Annotated in this window: 8 protein-coding genes and 1 pseudogene; 6 read left to right on the top strand and 3 right to left on the bottom strand. The window is 73.8% G+C overall.

What is annotated here, in order from left to right:
* Nucleotides 1–158: 158 nt before the first annotated feature.
* The 4 genes from ACIGYR_RS15350 (at nucleotide 159) to ACIGYR_RS15335 (ending at nucleotide 7183) form a co-directional block, all read left to right on the top strand.
* Nucleotides 159–875 (top strand): FadR/GntR family transcriptional regulator, encoded by a 717-nt coding sequence (locus tag ACIGYR_RS15350; RefSeq protein WP_399599375.1) that lies wholly within the window; start codon nucleotides 159–161, stop codon nucleotides 873–875.
* Entirely contained in the window at nucleotides 872–2266 is a 1395-nt protein-coding gene (locus ACIGYR_RS15345; protein ID WP_399599372.1) for a hypothetical protein, read from the top strand. The genes ACIGYR_RS15350 and ACIGYR_RS15345 overlap by 4 nt, the downstream gene beginning before the upstream one ends.
* Complete coding sequence (locus tag ACIGYR_RS15340) at nucleotides 2263–4119, top strand: GMC family oxidoreductase N-terminal domain-containing protein (RefSeq protein ID WP_399599369.1); 1857 nt, start codon at nucleotides 2263–2265, stop codon at nucleotides 4117–4119. Before ACIGYR_RS15345 ends, ACIGYR_RS15340 begins: the two co-directional genes overlap by 4 nt.
* A 277-nt stretch (nucleotides 4120–4396) precedes the next feature.
* Entirely contained in the window at nucleotides 4397–7183 is a 2787-nt protein-coding gene (locus ACIGYR_RS15335; protein WP_399599366.1) for a SpoIIE family protein phosphatase, read from the top strand.
* Between the two features lie 123 nt (nucleotides 7184–7306).
* Here the strand turns inward: ACIGYR_RS15335 and ACIGYR_RS15330 are convergent, their stop codons facing one another.
* Nucleotides 7307–7951, bottom strand: a complete 645-nt coding sequence (locus tag ACIGYR_RS15330) for a dihydrofolate reductase family protein (protein WP_399599364.1) — start codon at nucleotides 7949–7951, stop codon at nucleotides 7307–7309.
* 84 nt (nucleotides 7952–8035) lie between these two features.
* On the opposite strand from ACIGYR_RS15330, the pseudogene ACIGYR_RS15325 reads away from it, so the two are divergent.
* A pseudogene (locus ACIGYR_RS15325) lies at nucleotides 8036–8194 on the top strand (FAD-dependent oxidoreductase); the annotation flags it as partial.
* 8 nt (nucleotides 8195–8202) lie between these two features.
* On the opposite strand, the gene ACIGYR_RS15320 reads toward ACIGYR_RS15325, so the two are convergent.
* Complete coding sequence (locus ACIGYR_RS15320) at nucleotides 8203–10455, bottom strand: FUSC family protein (protein WP_399599361.1); 2253 nt, start codon at nucleotides 10453–10455, stop codon at nucleotides 8203–8205.
* Nucleotides 10456–11032: 577 nt separating this feature from the next.
* Here ACIGYR_RS15320 and helR point away from each other — a divergent pair.
* The gene (helR, locus tag ACIGYR_RS15315; protein ID WP_399599359.1) at nucleotides 11033–13183 is read left to right on the top strand and encodes an RNA polymerase recycling motor ATPase HelR; all 2151 of its coding nucleotides are present in this window, start codon (nucleotides 11033–11035) and stop codon (nucleotides 13181–13183) included.
* A gap of 82 nt (nucleotides 13184–13265) precedes the next feature.
* On the opposite strand, the gene ACIGYR_RS15310 is transcribed toward helR, so the two are convergent.
* On the bottom strand, nucleotides 13266–14135 hold the full coding sequence (locus tag ACIGYR_RS15310; protein ID WP_399599356.1) for a C40 family peptidase: 870 nt from the start codon (nucleotides 14133–14135) through the stop codon (nucleotides 13266–13268).
* Nucleotides 14136–14267 lie beyond the last annotated feature (132 nt).

Here is a 14267-nt window from a genome sequence, read left to right as displayed (position 1 = left end):
TCACAGGAACTCGACAAGACTCCCAGCCTGGCGCGGCGGGTCACGGCACGCCGGTGATTGCTCCATGCAACGGCATGTTCCGCAAAGACCATTGACTCCACGGGGCCGCATTGGTTGAGTGGCTCAGCCACTGAACCACTGTGTCATTGGAGGCCGGGGTGGAAGCACTGCCACGCGAGACGATCGTCGATGTACTGGAGAAGAGGCTGCGGGAGGACATCCTCGCCGGGCGCCATCCGGCCGGGAGCTATCTGCCGCCCGAGCGTGAACTCGCCGACGGGTTCGGGGTCACCCGCACCACGCTCAAGCACGCCTTCGGCCGGCTGGTGCAGTCCGGTCTGCTGGAGACGCGCCACGGGGTGGGGACGCGGGTACGGGACTTCCTGCGCCTGGGCGGAGCCGATCTGCTGCCCATGCTGGTGCGCCACAGCCCGGACTGGATCGGTGAGATCTTCGAAGTGCGCCGCAGCATCGGTGCGTTGATCGCGGAACGCGCCGCCTCCCGCGCCACACCGGCGCACGTCACCGAGCTGCGCCGGCTGCTGGCGGCCGTGGGCGACGCGGACGGCGGCGACCCGGCCCAGCTGGCGGACGCCGAGGTCCACCGGGCGCTGGCCCGCGCCACGGGCAACCGGGTGTACGTGCTGCTGACCAACACCTTGTTCAACGCGTACCTGCCCGTGCGCGCCGCGCTGGCCGGCCCCTTCGAGGACGCCCGGACAGCGCACGACCGCCTGGCACCGGTCGTCCAGGCCGTCGCGGCCGGCGACCAGGATGCCGCGCGCACCGCCGCGGGAGCCTACCTCTCGACGACGGAACGCCTGATGCTCGAAGGACTCGCCCGATCCGCCGCCCGACGGGGGGACGCCCTGTGACCGCACGCGGAACGCTGTTCCGGGAGACGATGCTGGGCCGGGTCCGGCTGACCGGTGAGGACGTCGATCGCCCGGTACGGCTGGACCTGCTGGCCCGTGCCGACAGCCTGATGCTGCCCCACCGCACGACCCGGGCACGGCTGACGGGACGCGTCCGTATCGCCGGACGGGCCGACGATCCCGAAGCGGCGGGCGAGTTGGAGATCTCGCCGCTGGCACGCCGCAGGATCCGCTACCGGCTCGGCTTCGGCCTGGAGGGCCGGCGTCTGCTGCTGGACGGCTGGAAGTCGGTGTCGCTCACCCGCCCGCTGTCCTCGATGACCGTGCTGCCGTACACCCTCCACGAGGACGGTGAACGCGTCGGCGAGGGCACCCTGCGCTTCCCCCTCGCCACCGGCCTGTTGCCCTTCCTCGCCGGCTTCCGGTTCCCGCGGGCTCCCGAGCCCGCCGCCCACCGGCACCTGGCGCCGCGCTGGGACGGCACACCGGGCCGGACCGAGGTCTGGTACACCACCTTGACGGACCCGGCGACCGGCAGCGGCCTCTGGCTGCACCACGAGGTGGTCGCGCCGCGCGACGGCACACCCGCCCACGCCCACGGCTGGATCGCCCTGTTCCCGAAGGACGGCCCGCCCGAGCACGCCCGCTTCGGCCCCATTGCCTGGACCGGCCCGGCGGACGGCTTCACCGCCGAGGACACCCGGGTCGCACCCGGCCGCCTCACCGGCTCCGCCGGGCCGTTCGGCTGGGCGCTCACCGAGCAGGCCCAGGGGCCGGCGCTGCACACCTTCCCGGGCTGGTCCTGGCGCCGCCCCTGGCTGCCCGCCTCGCACATGCTGCCGGCCGCCCGCGCCCGCTACAGCGGAACCGTGCGCCACGGCAGCGGCGAACTGCGGATCACGGCCGCGCCCGGCGCGAGCGCCCGCATCTACGGCCATGGCAACGCCCGCCGCTGGGCCTGGCTCCACGCCGACCTGGGCGGCGGTGACGTCCTGGAGATCGTCGCCGCGGTGTCGATGCGGCGTGGACTCGACCGGCTTCCGCCTCTGGTGTTCCTGCGGTTGTACCGCGACGGCCGGACCTGGCCCCGGCGAGCGGAGCGGTCGGCCGTGGGCTGGGCGGGCGTCGGCCGGTTCCGTGCGGACATCGGCCTTCCGCGATGGCGGGTCGAGGGCCGTGCGGGACTGCGTCGCGTCCGGGTGACGGTGACCCAGCCGCCGGGCGCGACACTCGCCCTCGACTACACCGATCCAGACGGTTCCACAGCGGTGTGCCGCAACAGCGAGAGGGCGGACGCGGAGGTACACCTGGAGCGCTGGTGGGGCCGATGGCGGCCGGAGGCGACCTGGCGGCTGTCGGGCACCGCGCACGCGGAGGTCGGCGACCGATGAGCCCAACCTCCCCAGCGCTGACGGGACTTGTCGCCGCGTTCCTCGCCGACGACGGAACGGCGGACTGGACCAGGGCCGTGCCCCGGCGCGCCGCGGCCCTGCTCGGCGCCATGCCGGTTCCGGTGCGCGCGGCGGTGCACGGAGCCGCCGCCGCGATCGACGCCTACGCCGTCGCCCGCACGGGCAGGCGACTCTCCGCGCTCGGCGCGGACGAACGCGAGCGCGTCATGAGGTCGCTCGCCGCACGCCGGGTCCTGCTGCCGCTCCTGGACGCGGTGAAGGTACCGCTCCTGCTGGCCGCCGGCACCGAACGGATGCTGCACCACGCCCCGGCGCCTTCGGTGTCCGCGCCCGAGGACCCGCCGCTGGACTGCACCCCCTCCCCCGACTGGCCCACGCGTTCCACCGCCGACGCGGTCGTCGTCGGATCGGGCGCCGGCGGCGCGATGGCCGCCCGGACGCTGGCCGCGGCGGGTATGAGCGTCGTCGTCCTGGAGGAGGGGGCGCACCACTCCACCGCGTCGTTCGGGCAGCGGGCTCCGCTCGACCGCTTCGCCGACCTGTACCGGGACGGCGGCGCGACCGTCGCCGTGGGCAATCCCCCGCTGGTCCTGCCCGTGGGCCGGGCCGTGGGCGGTACCACCGTCGTCAACTCCGGTACCTGCTACCGCACACCGGAGCGGGTCGTCGACCGCTGGCTGAGCCGGCACGGATTCGCCGCCGCCGAGGGCTTCGACACCCACCTCGACGAGGTCGAACGCGCCCTGCGGGTGGCACCGCAGCCGCTGGACGTCCTCGGCGGCAACGGGCTGCTCGCGCTCGCCGGGGCGGAGGCCCTCGGCTGGACGGCCGCACCCCTGCGGCGCAACGCTCCTGGATGCAAGGGGTCCTGCCAGTGCGTCGTCGGCTGTCCCACCGGCGCCAAACAGAGCGTCCAGCTGTCCGTGCTGCCCGAAGCCTGCGCCGCCGGCGCCCGCATCGTGACCCACGCGCGTGTGCACCGCGTCCTGACCGACCGCGACGGGCCGGCCGGCCCCCGGGCGGCGGGGGTGCTGGCCCGCCGTCCGGACGGCAGCGAACTGGAGATCCTCAGTCCGCTGGTCGTGGTCGCCGCCGGGACACTGCACACCCCGCCGCTGTTGCGGCGCTCCGGTCTGGGCGGCCACCCGCGGCTCGGCCGCAACCTCAGCGTGCACCCCGCCATCAGCGTCGCGGGACGCTTCGGCCAGCCGGTCACCGGCCGGCAGGGCGTCCTGCAGAGCGTCGGGGTGGAGCACCTGCGCGCCGACGGCATCCTGATCGAGGCCACCGCGGCGCCGCCGGGCATGAGTTCCTTCGTACTGCCGGGTGTCGGCCGCGAACTACGCCGTGAGCTGGAGGGGACGGAGCGGCTCGCGACCCTGGGTGCCATGATCGCCGACCGCCCCTCGGGGCGCGTCCTCGGCCGCGAGCGCCCGCTGCCGCGCTACGGCCTCGCGTCGCGCGACGCGGGCAGGCTGCTGCGGGCCCAGCGGGCCATGGGGCGCCTGCTGTTCGCCGCCGGAGCCGAGGAGGTGCTGACGGGCGTCGCCCGTCTCCCGCGCGCCCGCACCCCGGCCCAGCTGGAGGCACTGCTCGACCTGGTGGGCGTACGCGATCTCCATGTCTCCGCGTTCCATCCCACGGGCACGGTGGCGGCCGGCAGCGACCCGCAGCGGGCACCGGCCGACCCGGAGGGGCGGCTGCGAGGCGTGCACGGGGTGCTGATCGCCGACGGTTGCGTACTGCCGAGCTGTCCGGAGGTGAACCCCCAGCTGAGCATCATGGCCGCGGCCCTGGCCGTCACCCGGCGTTTCACGGCGGGGGCTCGGTGACCTGCCCGCCCCCGCGCCCCCGCACGCGTCACGCAGCCGGGCGTCCACCTGGTCGGCGTACCCAGCCGGCGCGCCGCCCGGCTGCCGCTGGACCCCATCGCCCGCGAGGTCGGCCACGAACGCGCCGCGCATCCTGCTCCACGAGCGCACCGGCGAGACGGCGAGTGCCCTGCGGCGACAATGAGCGGTGCCCCGCCAAACCGTCCCCGAGCCGTGACGCCGCCATCAGCGGGCATACCGGTCGCCGGTCACGGAGCTCCAGTGCTAGAAAAGGGAGATGAGCGGACGTTCCCGCCGGAGCCGGGCGAGAGCGGCGCCGCCGCCCGGCACACGGTGGTCATCAGGGCCGTACCGCAGCCGAAGGCCCTGGCCGCTGCGCGGACGCCGCCTCTCGCCGTCCCTGAGCGTCCGCACGCTGGCCGCGCAGGCCTTCCTGTTCCAGGCGCTGATCATGCTGTTGCTGGTGGCGGTGGGCGCCGCCGCCCTGGTGGTGCAGGGGCGGTACGACGCCGAGCGCAGCGCCGAGGACCGTTCGCTGGCCGCGGCCGAGGCGTTCGCCCATGCCCCCGGTACGGCACTCGCACTGCGCTCGCCGGATCCGACGGCCCTGCTTCAGCCGCAGGCGGAACAGGCGAGGAAAGGATCCGGCCTCGACTTCGTCACCGTTCTGGACCGACACGGGGTCCGGCTCACCGACCCCGACCCCGCCCTGATCGGCACGCCGGCCCAGGGCGTCGGCCGGGCCGCGGGCGGGGAGACGTTCACCGAGACGTTCCACGGCCGGCCGACCGACGCCGTGCGCGCGGTCGTCCCCGTGACCGATGCGAGCAGGCGCGTGGTCGGCATGGTCACGGCCGGGATCGAGTACGCCAACGTGGGCGACGTGCTGAACCGGCAGCTGCCGTGGCTGCTGGGCGCGGCGGCGGCAGCGCTCGCACTGGCGACGGGCGGCGCGGCACTGGTCAGCCGCCGGCTGCTGCGGCAGACCCACGGACTCGGCCCGGTCGAGATGACCCGGATGTACGAGCACCACGACGCCGTGCTGCACGCGGTGCGCGAGGGCGTGCTGATCGTCGGCGGCGACGGGTGCGTCCTGCTCGCCAACGACGAGGCGCGCCGGCTGCTGGACCTTCCCGCGGACGCCGACCGGCGAAGCGTTCGCGATCTCGGGCTGGGACCCGGGCTGACGCGGTTGCTGGAGGCGGGCGAGGCCGTGTCGGACGAGGTGATGCCGTCCGGGGACCGGCTGCTGGCGGTGAACGTCCGGCCCATCGCCCCGTACGGCGGCGCTCAGGGGCTGGTCGCCACCTTCCGGGACACCACCGACCTGAGCGCCCTGTCCGGGCAGGCCGAGCTGGCGCGGGGCCGGCTGTCGTTCCTGTACGAGGCGGGCATGCGGATCGGCACCACGCTCGATGTACGGCGTACGGCCGAGGAACTCGCCGAGGTGGCGGTCCCGCGCATCGCCGACTTCGTCACGGTGGAGCTCCTCGACGCCGTGCTGCGCGGCGAGGAGCCCACGAGCGCGGTGCACGAGATGCGGCGTACCGCGGTGCGCGCGGTGCGGGCCGGCCATCCGTTGCAGCCGGTGGGCGACGAGATCCGGTTCGTGATGGCCGACACCCCGATGGTGGCGGCCCTGCGCCGCGGCAAGGCGGTCCTGGTGCCCGACCTGCACACCGCCCAGGACTGGCGGGCACAGGATCCCGCGGGGGCGCGGCGGGCACTGGACTACGGCATCCACTCGATGATCTCGGTGCCGCTCCAGGCCCGGGCGGTGGTCCTCGGCATGGTCAACTTCTGGCGTGGCGCGGGCTCTCCCCGGTTCGAGGAGGAGGACGTCGCCGTGGCCGAGGAACTGGTGGCCCGGGCCGCCGTGGCGATCGACAACGCCCGCCGGTACTCCCGCGAGCACGCGATGGCCGTGACACTGCAGCGCAGCCTGCTGCCGCTGGGCCTCCCGGAACAGGATGTGCTGGAGATCGCCTCACGCTATCTGCCGGCGCGGTCCGGGGTGGGCGGCGACTGGTTCGACGTGATCCCGCTGCCCGGGTTCCGGGTGGCACTCGTCGTCGGAGACATCGTGGGGCACGGGATGCAGGCCGCGGTGACCATGGGACGGCTGCGCACGGCCGTGCTGAACTTCTCCTCTCTCGATCTGGCCCCGGACGAGCTGCTCGGGCATCTCGACGAGATGGTGACCCGGCTGGACGCGCAGACCGCGGCCGCCGCCGACGACCGGGAACCGCTGACCGGCGCCACCTGCCTCTACGCCGTCTACGACCCGGTCGACGGCCGCTGCACCCTCTCCCGCGCCGGGCATCTGGCACCCGCGGTGGTGGACACCCAGGGCGGGGTGGTCTTCCCCGACCTGCCCCTCGCGCCGCCCCTGGGGGTGGGCGGGCATCCCTTCGAGGCCGGCGAGCTGGAGCTGCCCGCGGACAGCCGGCTCGTCCTGTTCACCGACGGTCTGATCGAGAACCGCGGACGGGACGTCGACGAGGGCCTCGAGATGCTCTCCTCGACCATCGCGCGTGCGGACCGGACACCGGAGGAGACCTGCCGTGCCCTCGTGGAGACGATGCTGCCCGAGCACCCCCGTGACGACGTGGCGCTGCTGGTCGCCCGGACCCGGCGGCTCGACCCCTCGTGCGTCGCGACCTGGGACGTGCCCCCCGACGCGACGGCCGTGCCCCGGGTCCGCAGCGAGGTGAGCCGGCGACTTGCCGACTGGGGGCTGGAGGAGGTGTCGTTCGCCACGGAACTGATCCTCAGCGAACTCCTCACCAACGCGATCCGCTACGGCGCTCCGCCCGTGCGGGTCAGGCTGCTGCTGGGCCGCACCCTGGTCTGCGAGGTGTCGGACGGCAGCAACACCTCACCCCGGCTGCGCCAGGCGGCCACCACGGACGAAGGAGGCCGCGGCCTGTTCCTGGTGTCCCAGTTCGCGGACATGTGGGGGACCCGCTATGCGGCGCGGGGCAAGGTCATCTGGGCCGAGCAGAGCCTGGACCGCACCGTGGAACCGGACCCGGCGGCCCTGTTCGACGTCATGGGCCTCTGACCGGACCAGTGGCCGCCACTACGGCACGCGGGGCCGGCTCTCACCGGCCGGCCGTGAGCCGGACCGCCGGCCCTGGTCACGGCGGGCCGCCGAGCTCGCCGTCGGCCCCCGCCCGGGACGTCGTCACCTGCGCCAGAACAGATGGTGTGTCACGCCGCTCGGGCTGGGCACGACCTCCAGGTGGAACCGGTCGAGCAGTTCGTCGGGGGACTGCCAGAGTCGTACCCCGGACCCGAGCTTCACCGGCGAGACCGCCACATGCAGGGTGTCCACGAGGTCGGCGTCGAGGAACTGCCGGATCGTGGTGACGCCGCCGCCGAGCCGGACGTCCCTGCCGCGCGCCGCCTTGCGCGCCTGCGCGAGGACCGAGGCCGGGTCGCCGTCGACGAAGTGGAACGTGGTGTCGGACAGCGTGAACGAAGGGCGCTTGTGGTGGGTCATGACGAACACCGGTGTGCGGAACGGGGGTTCGTCGCCCCACCAGCCGCGCCAGTCATGGTCGTGCCAGGGCCCGCGCTGCGGCCCGAACTTGTTCCGGCCCATGATCTCGGCGCCGATGTCGCGCGCGAAGTCCCGCGTGAAGTAGTCGTCCAGGCCCCGGCTCCCGCCGGGATCGGTGCGCATGGGCCAGCTCGCCGTGGCGCCGGCCCAGGCGAACAGCCCCTCCGCATCGGCGTCACCGAACGGCCTCTCCAGGCTCTGGTTCTCACCGGCGCCGATTCCGTCGCTCGATACGTTGAAGTTCTGCACCCGCAGCAGCTGGGCCATGTGTGCCTCCCGTGTTGTCGACAACGGTGAGACTCCCCCCGCCGGGAAAACTCATCGGCGATTCCGCCGTGTCGTACCGCGCGGGGCTGGGCGGATCGGGTCGACCACGTCGTCGACGTCAGCGAGGAACTGGACGCGCCCGCGGTGCTGCTGCGGCCGGACGGCCACGCGGCGTGGGTCGGCGACGATCAGCAGGACCTGCTCGGCGCGCTGCCCCAGTGGTTCGGCGCCGCCGTCGGCTGAGCGCGCCGTCAACGCCCATCGGGGCCCGGCGCGTCGGCCTCGGAGGCGCGGTCGGCGTGCGCGATCCGGGTCAGGTCGGCCATGAGCGAGTGCAGCCACGCCACGGTCGCGTAGTACCGCCGTGGAGCGCCGGGCGACTCGGCGGCGAAGCTCGCCAGGGCCGGGTCGATCAGCGGTACCGGCGTGGCCGGGGTGTCCTGCCCCGGGTCCAGCGCCGCCGAGACCAACAGCATCCGTCCCGCAACCCGGTCCCCCAGTGTGCCCGCCGACTCGGCCGCCGCCGGCCCCAGCGCGGCGCACGGCGGCTCCAGCAGCCGAGCGGAGCCCCACAGGGTGTGGTGCCCGGCGATCAGTGTCGCCTGCCAGTCCATCACGGGCGGCAGCCGCACCCCGGGCGTCCGCCCGCCCAAGGGCGGCGGCTCGCTCTGCAATTGCGCGTACGCGGACTCCGCGAGGACGACGGCGCGTTCCAGCGACCGGTGACCGGGCACGCCCGACCGGACGGCCACGGTCGCGCCGCCCGCCACGGCGGCGCTGGTCGCCACCACGATCTCCGCCGACCTGCGCAGGAGTTCCGCCCCCGCGTGGCGCATCTCGTCATGGGCGCCCCGGGGCCAGGCCAGCACACCGAAGACGACGCCGATGGCACTGCCGACGAGCACGTCGAGGATCCTGGCCTCCGCCAGCCGCCACGTCGGCTGGGCCAGCTGAGCGAAGACCAGCGCCACCAGCACGGTGAACAGTCCCTGCGCCCAGCCCACGCCCCTGACCGGTCCCACCGTGAAGGCGGACAGCATCCACACCGGCAGCAGGACGGCGTAGACGGCGGTGTCGGGACCCACCAGGATCAGGATTCCGGCGCTCACCAGGGCTCCGGCCAGCGTGCCCGCGAGTGCCAGACGGATGGTGCTCCATGTCTCGCCCAGCGTGGTGCGGGTCAGGGTGAGGGTCGCCAGCATGGCCCAGAACCCGTGCGGCAGGGTGTCCACCCCGGCCACGAGCCGGACCGCGGTCAGGGCCAGGGCCATGCGCACCGCGTTCTGGAAGAACACCGACCTGCGCCCGGCGTGGCCGCGCATCCGGTGCCACCACAGGACGGGGGCCCGGCTCGTGGCGTACCAGAAACGGCCCACCGGCAACTCCACCGAGGCGTGCCGGCCCCGGACCGCCAGATCGGCCGCCGCGCCCATGGCCAGCGCCGCGTCGGCGATCTCCAGCACGGCCGCGTGGCGGCGCAGGACGACGGGCGGGAAGCCGGGCGCGGTCGCACCGGCCGGGCGGGCACCGCGAGCCCCGGTGGAGGCAGGCCCGGCCGACACGTCGAACAGTCGGGCGCGTGCCTCGGCCAGCGCGTTCTGCTCCGTCACGAGGGGCGCCCCCGCGCGCAAGCACGTTGCGGTCGCCACGGCCAGCCTCGCCACCGCGCGCAGTACGGCGGTCACAGCGGGCTCCGTTTCCCACCGCCGCCCGACGGCCACGCCCGGCGCCGTCTCCTGCCCCGGCCCGACGGCCACGCCCGGCGCCGTGTCCTGCCCAGGCCCGACGGCCGTACCCGGCACCGTCTCCTGCCCCGGCTCCGCGGAGAGCTGGGCCAGTCTGTTGAGGAGGGTGCGGGCGGCCAGACCGGTGTGGGCGAGGGCGCGGTCGTGCAGCCCGGGCCCCGCCGGGCGCTCCGCCTCCGGCACGTTGGACGGCCGAAGCGCCTGGCCCGCCTCCCTGGCCCCCCGGACGTCCGCTTCCGTCAGGGCGTGGGGAGGTGCCGCCAGGCCGGCCGCGCAGCGCTCGGCCGTCAGAGCCGCCCGGGCCGTCCGCTCCCGGTACGACGGCTGACCCGGCTCGCGGAAGAGCAGTGCCTCGGCCGCGATGAACAGGACCGCCCCCGTGGTCGTACCGATCAGCCGGTCGCCGAGCGAGCCGGGATCGTACGGCGGGAAGGACGGCAGGATGTAGAGAAGTTGAAGGCCCGGGGCGGCCCCGGCCAGGCGCGGTCCGCCCACGGCGGCGAAGGCCAGCGTGAAGCCGACCACCAGCATGCCGACGACCGCGCTCCAGGTCCGCACCGACAGATAGGTGCCGACGATCACCAGCACCCAGCACACCGGCAGCAGACGCAGCACCACCTCCGCGCGCTGCCGGCCGGTGCCGGGGATCCTGGACAGGCCACCCAGCGCCACCACGGTGAACAGCGCGTAGGTCGCCGCCACGGGGCGTTCGAAGCCGTAGCGGAAGAGGTAGAAGCCGGCTGCCGCGACGAGTGTCACGCGCAGCGCACGACGGCCAGAGGCGGCGTAGGCCGCCGCCGGCCGAGCACCTGGAACACCCCGCATCTCTTCAGAATCACTTACCACAGGGCATCCGGCACTTTTGCCGAACGGGTCCCCGGGCCGAACGGGTCCCCGGGCCGACCGGGCGAGCTCCCCCCGACAGCAGGAGGGCAAAAAACAGAGGCAAGGAGGTCACCCACTCCTTGCCACTTTCAACTTATAGCGCACCGGGGGGCTTGCGGCAAGGCCCCCGTCGTAGCGCAGAATCATCGGCCGAAGCCAGGAAGCTGCGGGAAATGGGGTTCTGCCTAGTGCGTATGGTGTTGTCGATGTACGGGTCATTCGGGAGCGCGGCGCCTTTCGGGCGCGCCGGCCGGGGCCGTGGCGGCGGGGCGCCGGTGGCCGCGCGGCCGCTGTACGCCGCCGTCAGCCGAGAATGCCGGTACGTCTGCGCGTGAATCACTCATGTGCGCGTGGACGCCCCGGACGCGCGGGGCCTCACCCGGACGCGTCGAGCCAGGACCCGGAACACCAGACCTGCGATGCCGCAAGCGGCCTCATCGGAGCCAATGACGTGACATCTTCCCTGACCACCAGCGCCTTCGACCTTCCCGAGCGTCTCTCCGCCAAGGCCGATCCGACGCTGATCGCCGACGACGAGAAACACTTCGCGGCGATCGCGGAGTGCCTTGAGCGGTCCATCGCCGAGCTGACCGACCGCCTCGCCGCCGAGCGCAGGGCGCCCGGCGGCGCGGGCCGGCAGGCGATGGACCGGGACGCGGAGATCCACCGGCTGACCGGCCGGCTGCGGGCACTGCGCCGCTTCGGTCTGGACCTGTGTCTGGGACGCATGGTCACCGCGGACAGCTCCGAGCCCGTGTACGTCGGCCGGCTCGGCCTCACGGACAGCACGGGCCGTCGGCTGCTGGTCGACTGGCGCTCGCCCGCGGCCGAACCGTTCTTCGGAGCCACCCACGCCAACCCGATGGGTCTGGCGAGCCGCCGCAGGTACCGCTGGACGGACGGCCGGATCGGCGACTACTGGGACGAGGTGTTCACCACCGACGGACTCGTGGGGCACGCCGCGCTCGACGACCAGTCCGCCTTCATCGCCAGCCTGGGCGACAACCGCTCCCCTCGGATGCGGGACGTGCTCGGCACCATCCAGGCCGACCAGGACGCCATCATCCGGGCGGGATCGCGCGGCGCTCTCGTCGTCGACGGCGGGCCGGGCACGGGGAAGACCGTGGTCGCCCTGCACCGCTCCGCCTATCTGCTCCACTCCGACCCCCGGCTCGGTCACCGCCGGGGCGGCGTACTGTTCGTCGGCCCCCACCGGCCGTATCTGACCTACGTCGCCGACGTCCTTCCCAGCCTCGGCGAGGAGGGTGTGCAGACCTGCACCCTGCGGGACCTCGTCGCCGAGGGAGCCGGCGCCACGGTCGAGGCCGACCCGCGGGTGGCCCGCCTGAAGTCGTCCGCGCAGATGGTGAAGGCGATCGAGACGGCCGTCAGGTTCTACGAGGAGCCGCCCGCCGCGGGAATGACGGTCACCACCCACTGGTCCGACATCTGGCTGAGCGCCGACGAGTGGGCCGTGGCGTTCGAGGCGGCGGAACCCGGGACCCCGCACAACGAGGCGCGCGCCCAGGTCCTGGAGGAACTGCTCACGATCCTGATGGACAAGCACGACGGCGACGCCCCACCCGAACTGCTGCGCCGCTCGCTGCTGCGGAACCGGGAACTGCTCACGGCCTTCAACCGCGCCTGGCCGCTGCTGGAAGCGGCCGACCTCGTGGGCGATCTGTGGACCGTGCCCGCCTATCTGCGGATGTGTGCTCCCTGGCTGGACCGCGAGGACGTCCGGCTGTTGCAGCGGGCGGACGCGCAGGCGTGGACCGTGTCGGACCTGCCGCTCCTGGACGCGGCACGGCAGCGGCTCGGCGACCCGGAGGCGGCACGGCGAAAGCGACGGCAGGAGGCCGCCCTCGCCGTCCAGCGCGAACGCATGGCGCAGGTCGTCGACAACCTGATCAGGGCCGATGACGACGGTGAGGGCCTCATGTCCCAGCTCGGCCGAGAGGACTTCCAGCGGAACCTGGTCGACGAGTCCGAACTGGCCACCGTCGAACCGGACCTGCTCGCCGGCCCGTTCGCGCACATCGTCGTGGACGAGGCCCAGGAACTGACCGACGCGGAGTGGCAGATGCTGCTGCTGCGCTGCCCGTCGCGGAGCTTCACCATCGTCGGGGACCGCGCCCAGGCCAGGCACGGGTTCACGGAGTCGTGGCGGGAACGGCTCGCACGGGCCGGGTTCGGCCGGATCGACCTGGCCTCCCTGACCGTCAACTACCGGACGCCGGAGGAGATCATGGCGGAGGCCGAGCCGGTCATCCGGGCCGCCCTCCCGGACGCCAACGTACCGACGTCCATCCGCAGCAGCGGCGTCCCCGTCGTGCACGGATCCGCCTCGGATCTGCACTCGGTCCTCGACAGCTGGCTCGGCACGCACACCGATGGGATCGCCTGTGTCATCGGCGATCCCACGTTCCGGGCGACGTCCCGCGTCCGGTCGCTGACCCCGCAGTTGGCGAAGGGACTCGAGTTCGACCTGGTCGTCCTCATCGACCCGGAGAAGTTCGGTGAAGGCGTCCAGGGAGCGGTGGACCGTTATGTCGCGATGACCCGAGCGACCCAGCGACTCGTCGTCCTGCGGACCTCCTGACATCCGGTGGTGCCGCTCGTCCGCCCGTCACGGCCGGGGACCGGACGGGCGGACCGGCGGTGCGGCGTCGGCGCGTCCCGTCTCAGGTCGTGCAGGCGGGTACGCCGTCCAGCCAGGCCGGACCCTGGATGTAGATGTTGGTGACCCAGGCCCGGTAGTCGGGCAGGTAGGACCAGGCGTCGTTGGTGTAACCCTCTGCGGTGACGACCTCGGCGTGCTTCTGGCAGGCGACCCGGATGGTCGTCGGGCCGGGGAAGGCGTAGACGCGGGCGGCCCTGACGGAAGGCTGGGCCTTGGTCCACACGCCGGTGCCCCAGGTGCGCAGGACGGGACCGGCGACGGTTCCGGTGTTCACACGGACGGCACCGAAGTAGTCCCCGCCCAGGCGTGCGTCACTGACCATCAGTTTGGTGCCGGACTGCCGGGCCTCCACCATCCTGCCCGCGCCGAGGTAGATGGCGATGTGGTGCAGGTCCGCCGAGGTGCCGTAGGCGAGCAGGTCGCCCGGGCGCAGCGGGGCGAGGCCGTCGGCCGCGGTGAAGCGCTCGGCGGTGCGGTGGGTGTAGTACTGGGCGCTCGCGTCGCCGTCGAGGATGTCGGCGCCGGTGGCCTGGGCGTAGGCGTGGCGGACCAGGCCGGAGCAGTCGAAGCCGAGGCGTTCGGGGTCGTGTTCGCTGGCGGGGTCGCTCGGATCCACCTTGCCGTAGGTGGGGCCGGGCTGCGGGCCGTGACCGCCGCCCCAGCTGTACCAGACGCCGGCCGCGACCTGTTGGCAGGCGGCCTCGACGGCCCGTTCGGCCGCCGCCGTGGCGCCCGGGGCGAGGACGCCGCAGCCGCCGTCCGCCGCAGCCGCCGGCCGGGCGGGCGGATCGGCGGCGGTCGCCGATGTCGCGAGGAGCAGAGCGGCCAGCAGGCCGATGAGTGCGCCGATGGCACCGGTTCGCCGGAGCATACCGGGACCCCCGTTTCTCGATGTGGTCGTCCGGTTGAGGGGATGAGAAGTGTGTGCGGTGCCCAGCCTGCCCGGCCGTGGTGCGCCGGTCCCGGATGCCGCGGAGCCCTCTTGGACAGGCAACGGGAAACA

It is taken from the genome of Streptomyces sp. NPDC053076 (genome assembly GCF_044546845.1).
Taxonomy (GTDB): domain Bacteria; phylum Actinomycetota; class Actinomycetes; order Streptomycetales; family Streptomycetaceae; genus Streptomyces.
Note: the sequence above shows the minus strand (reverse complement) of the source record. Positions and strands in the feature narration are given on the sequence as shown.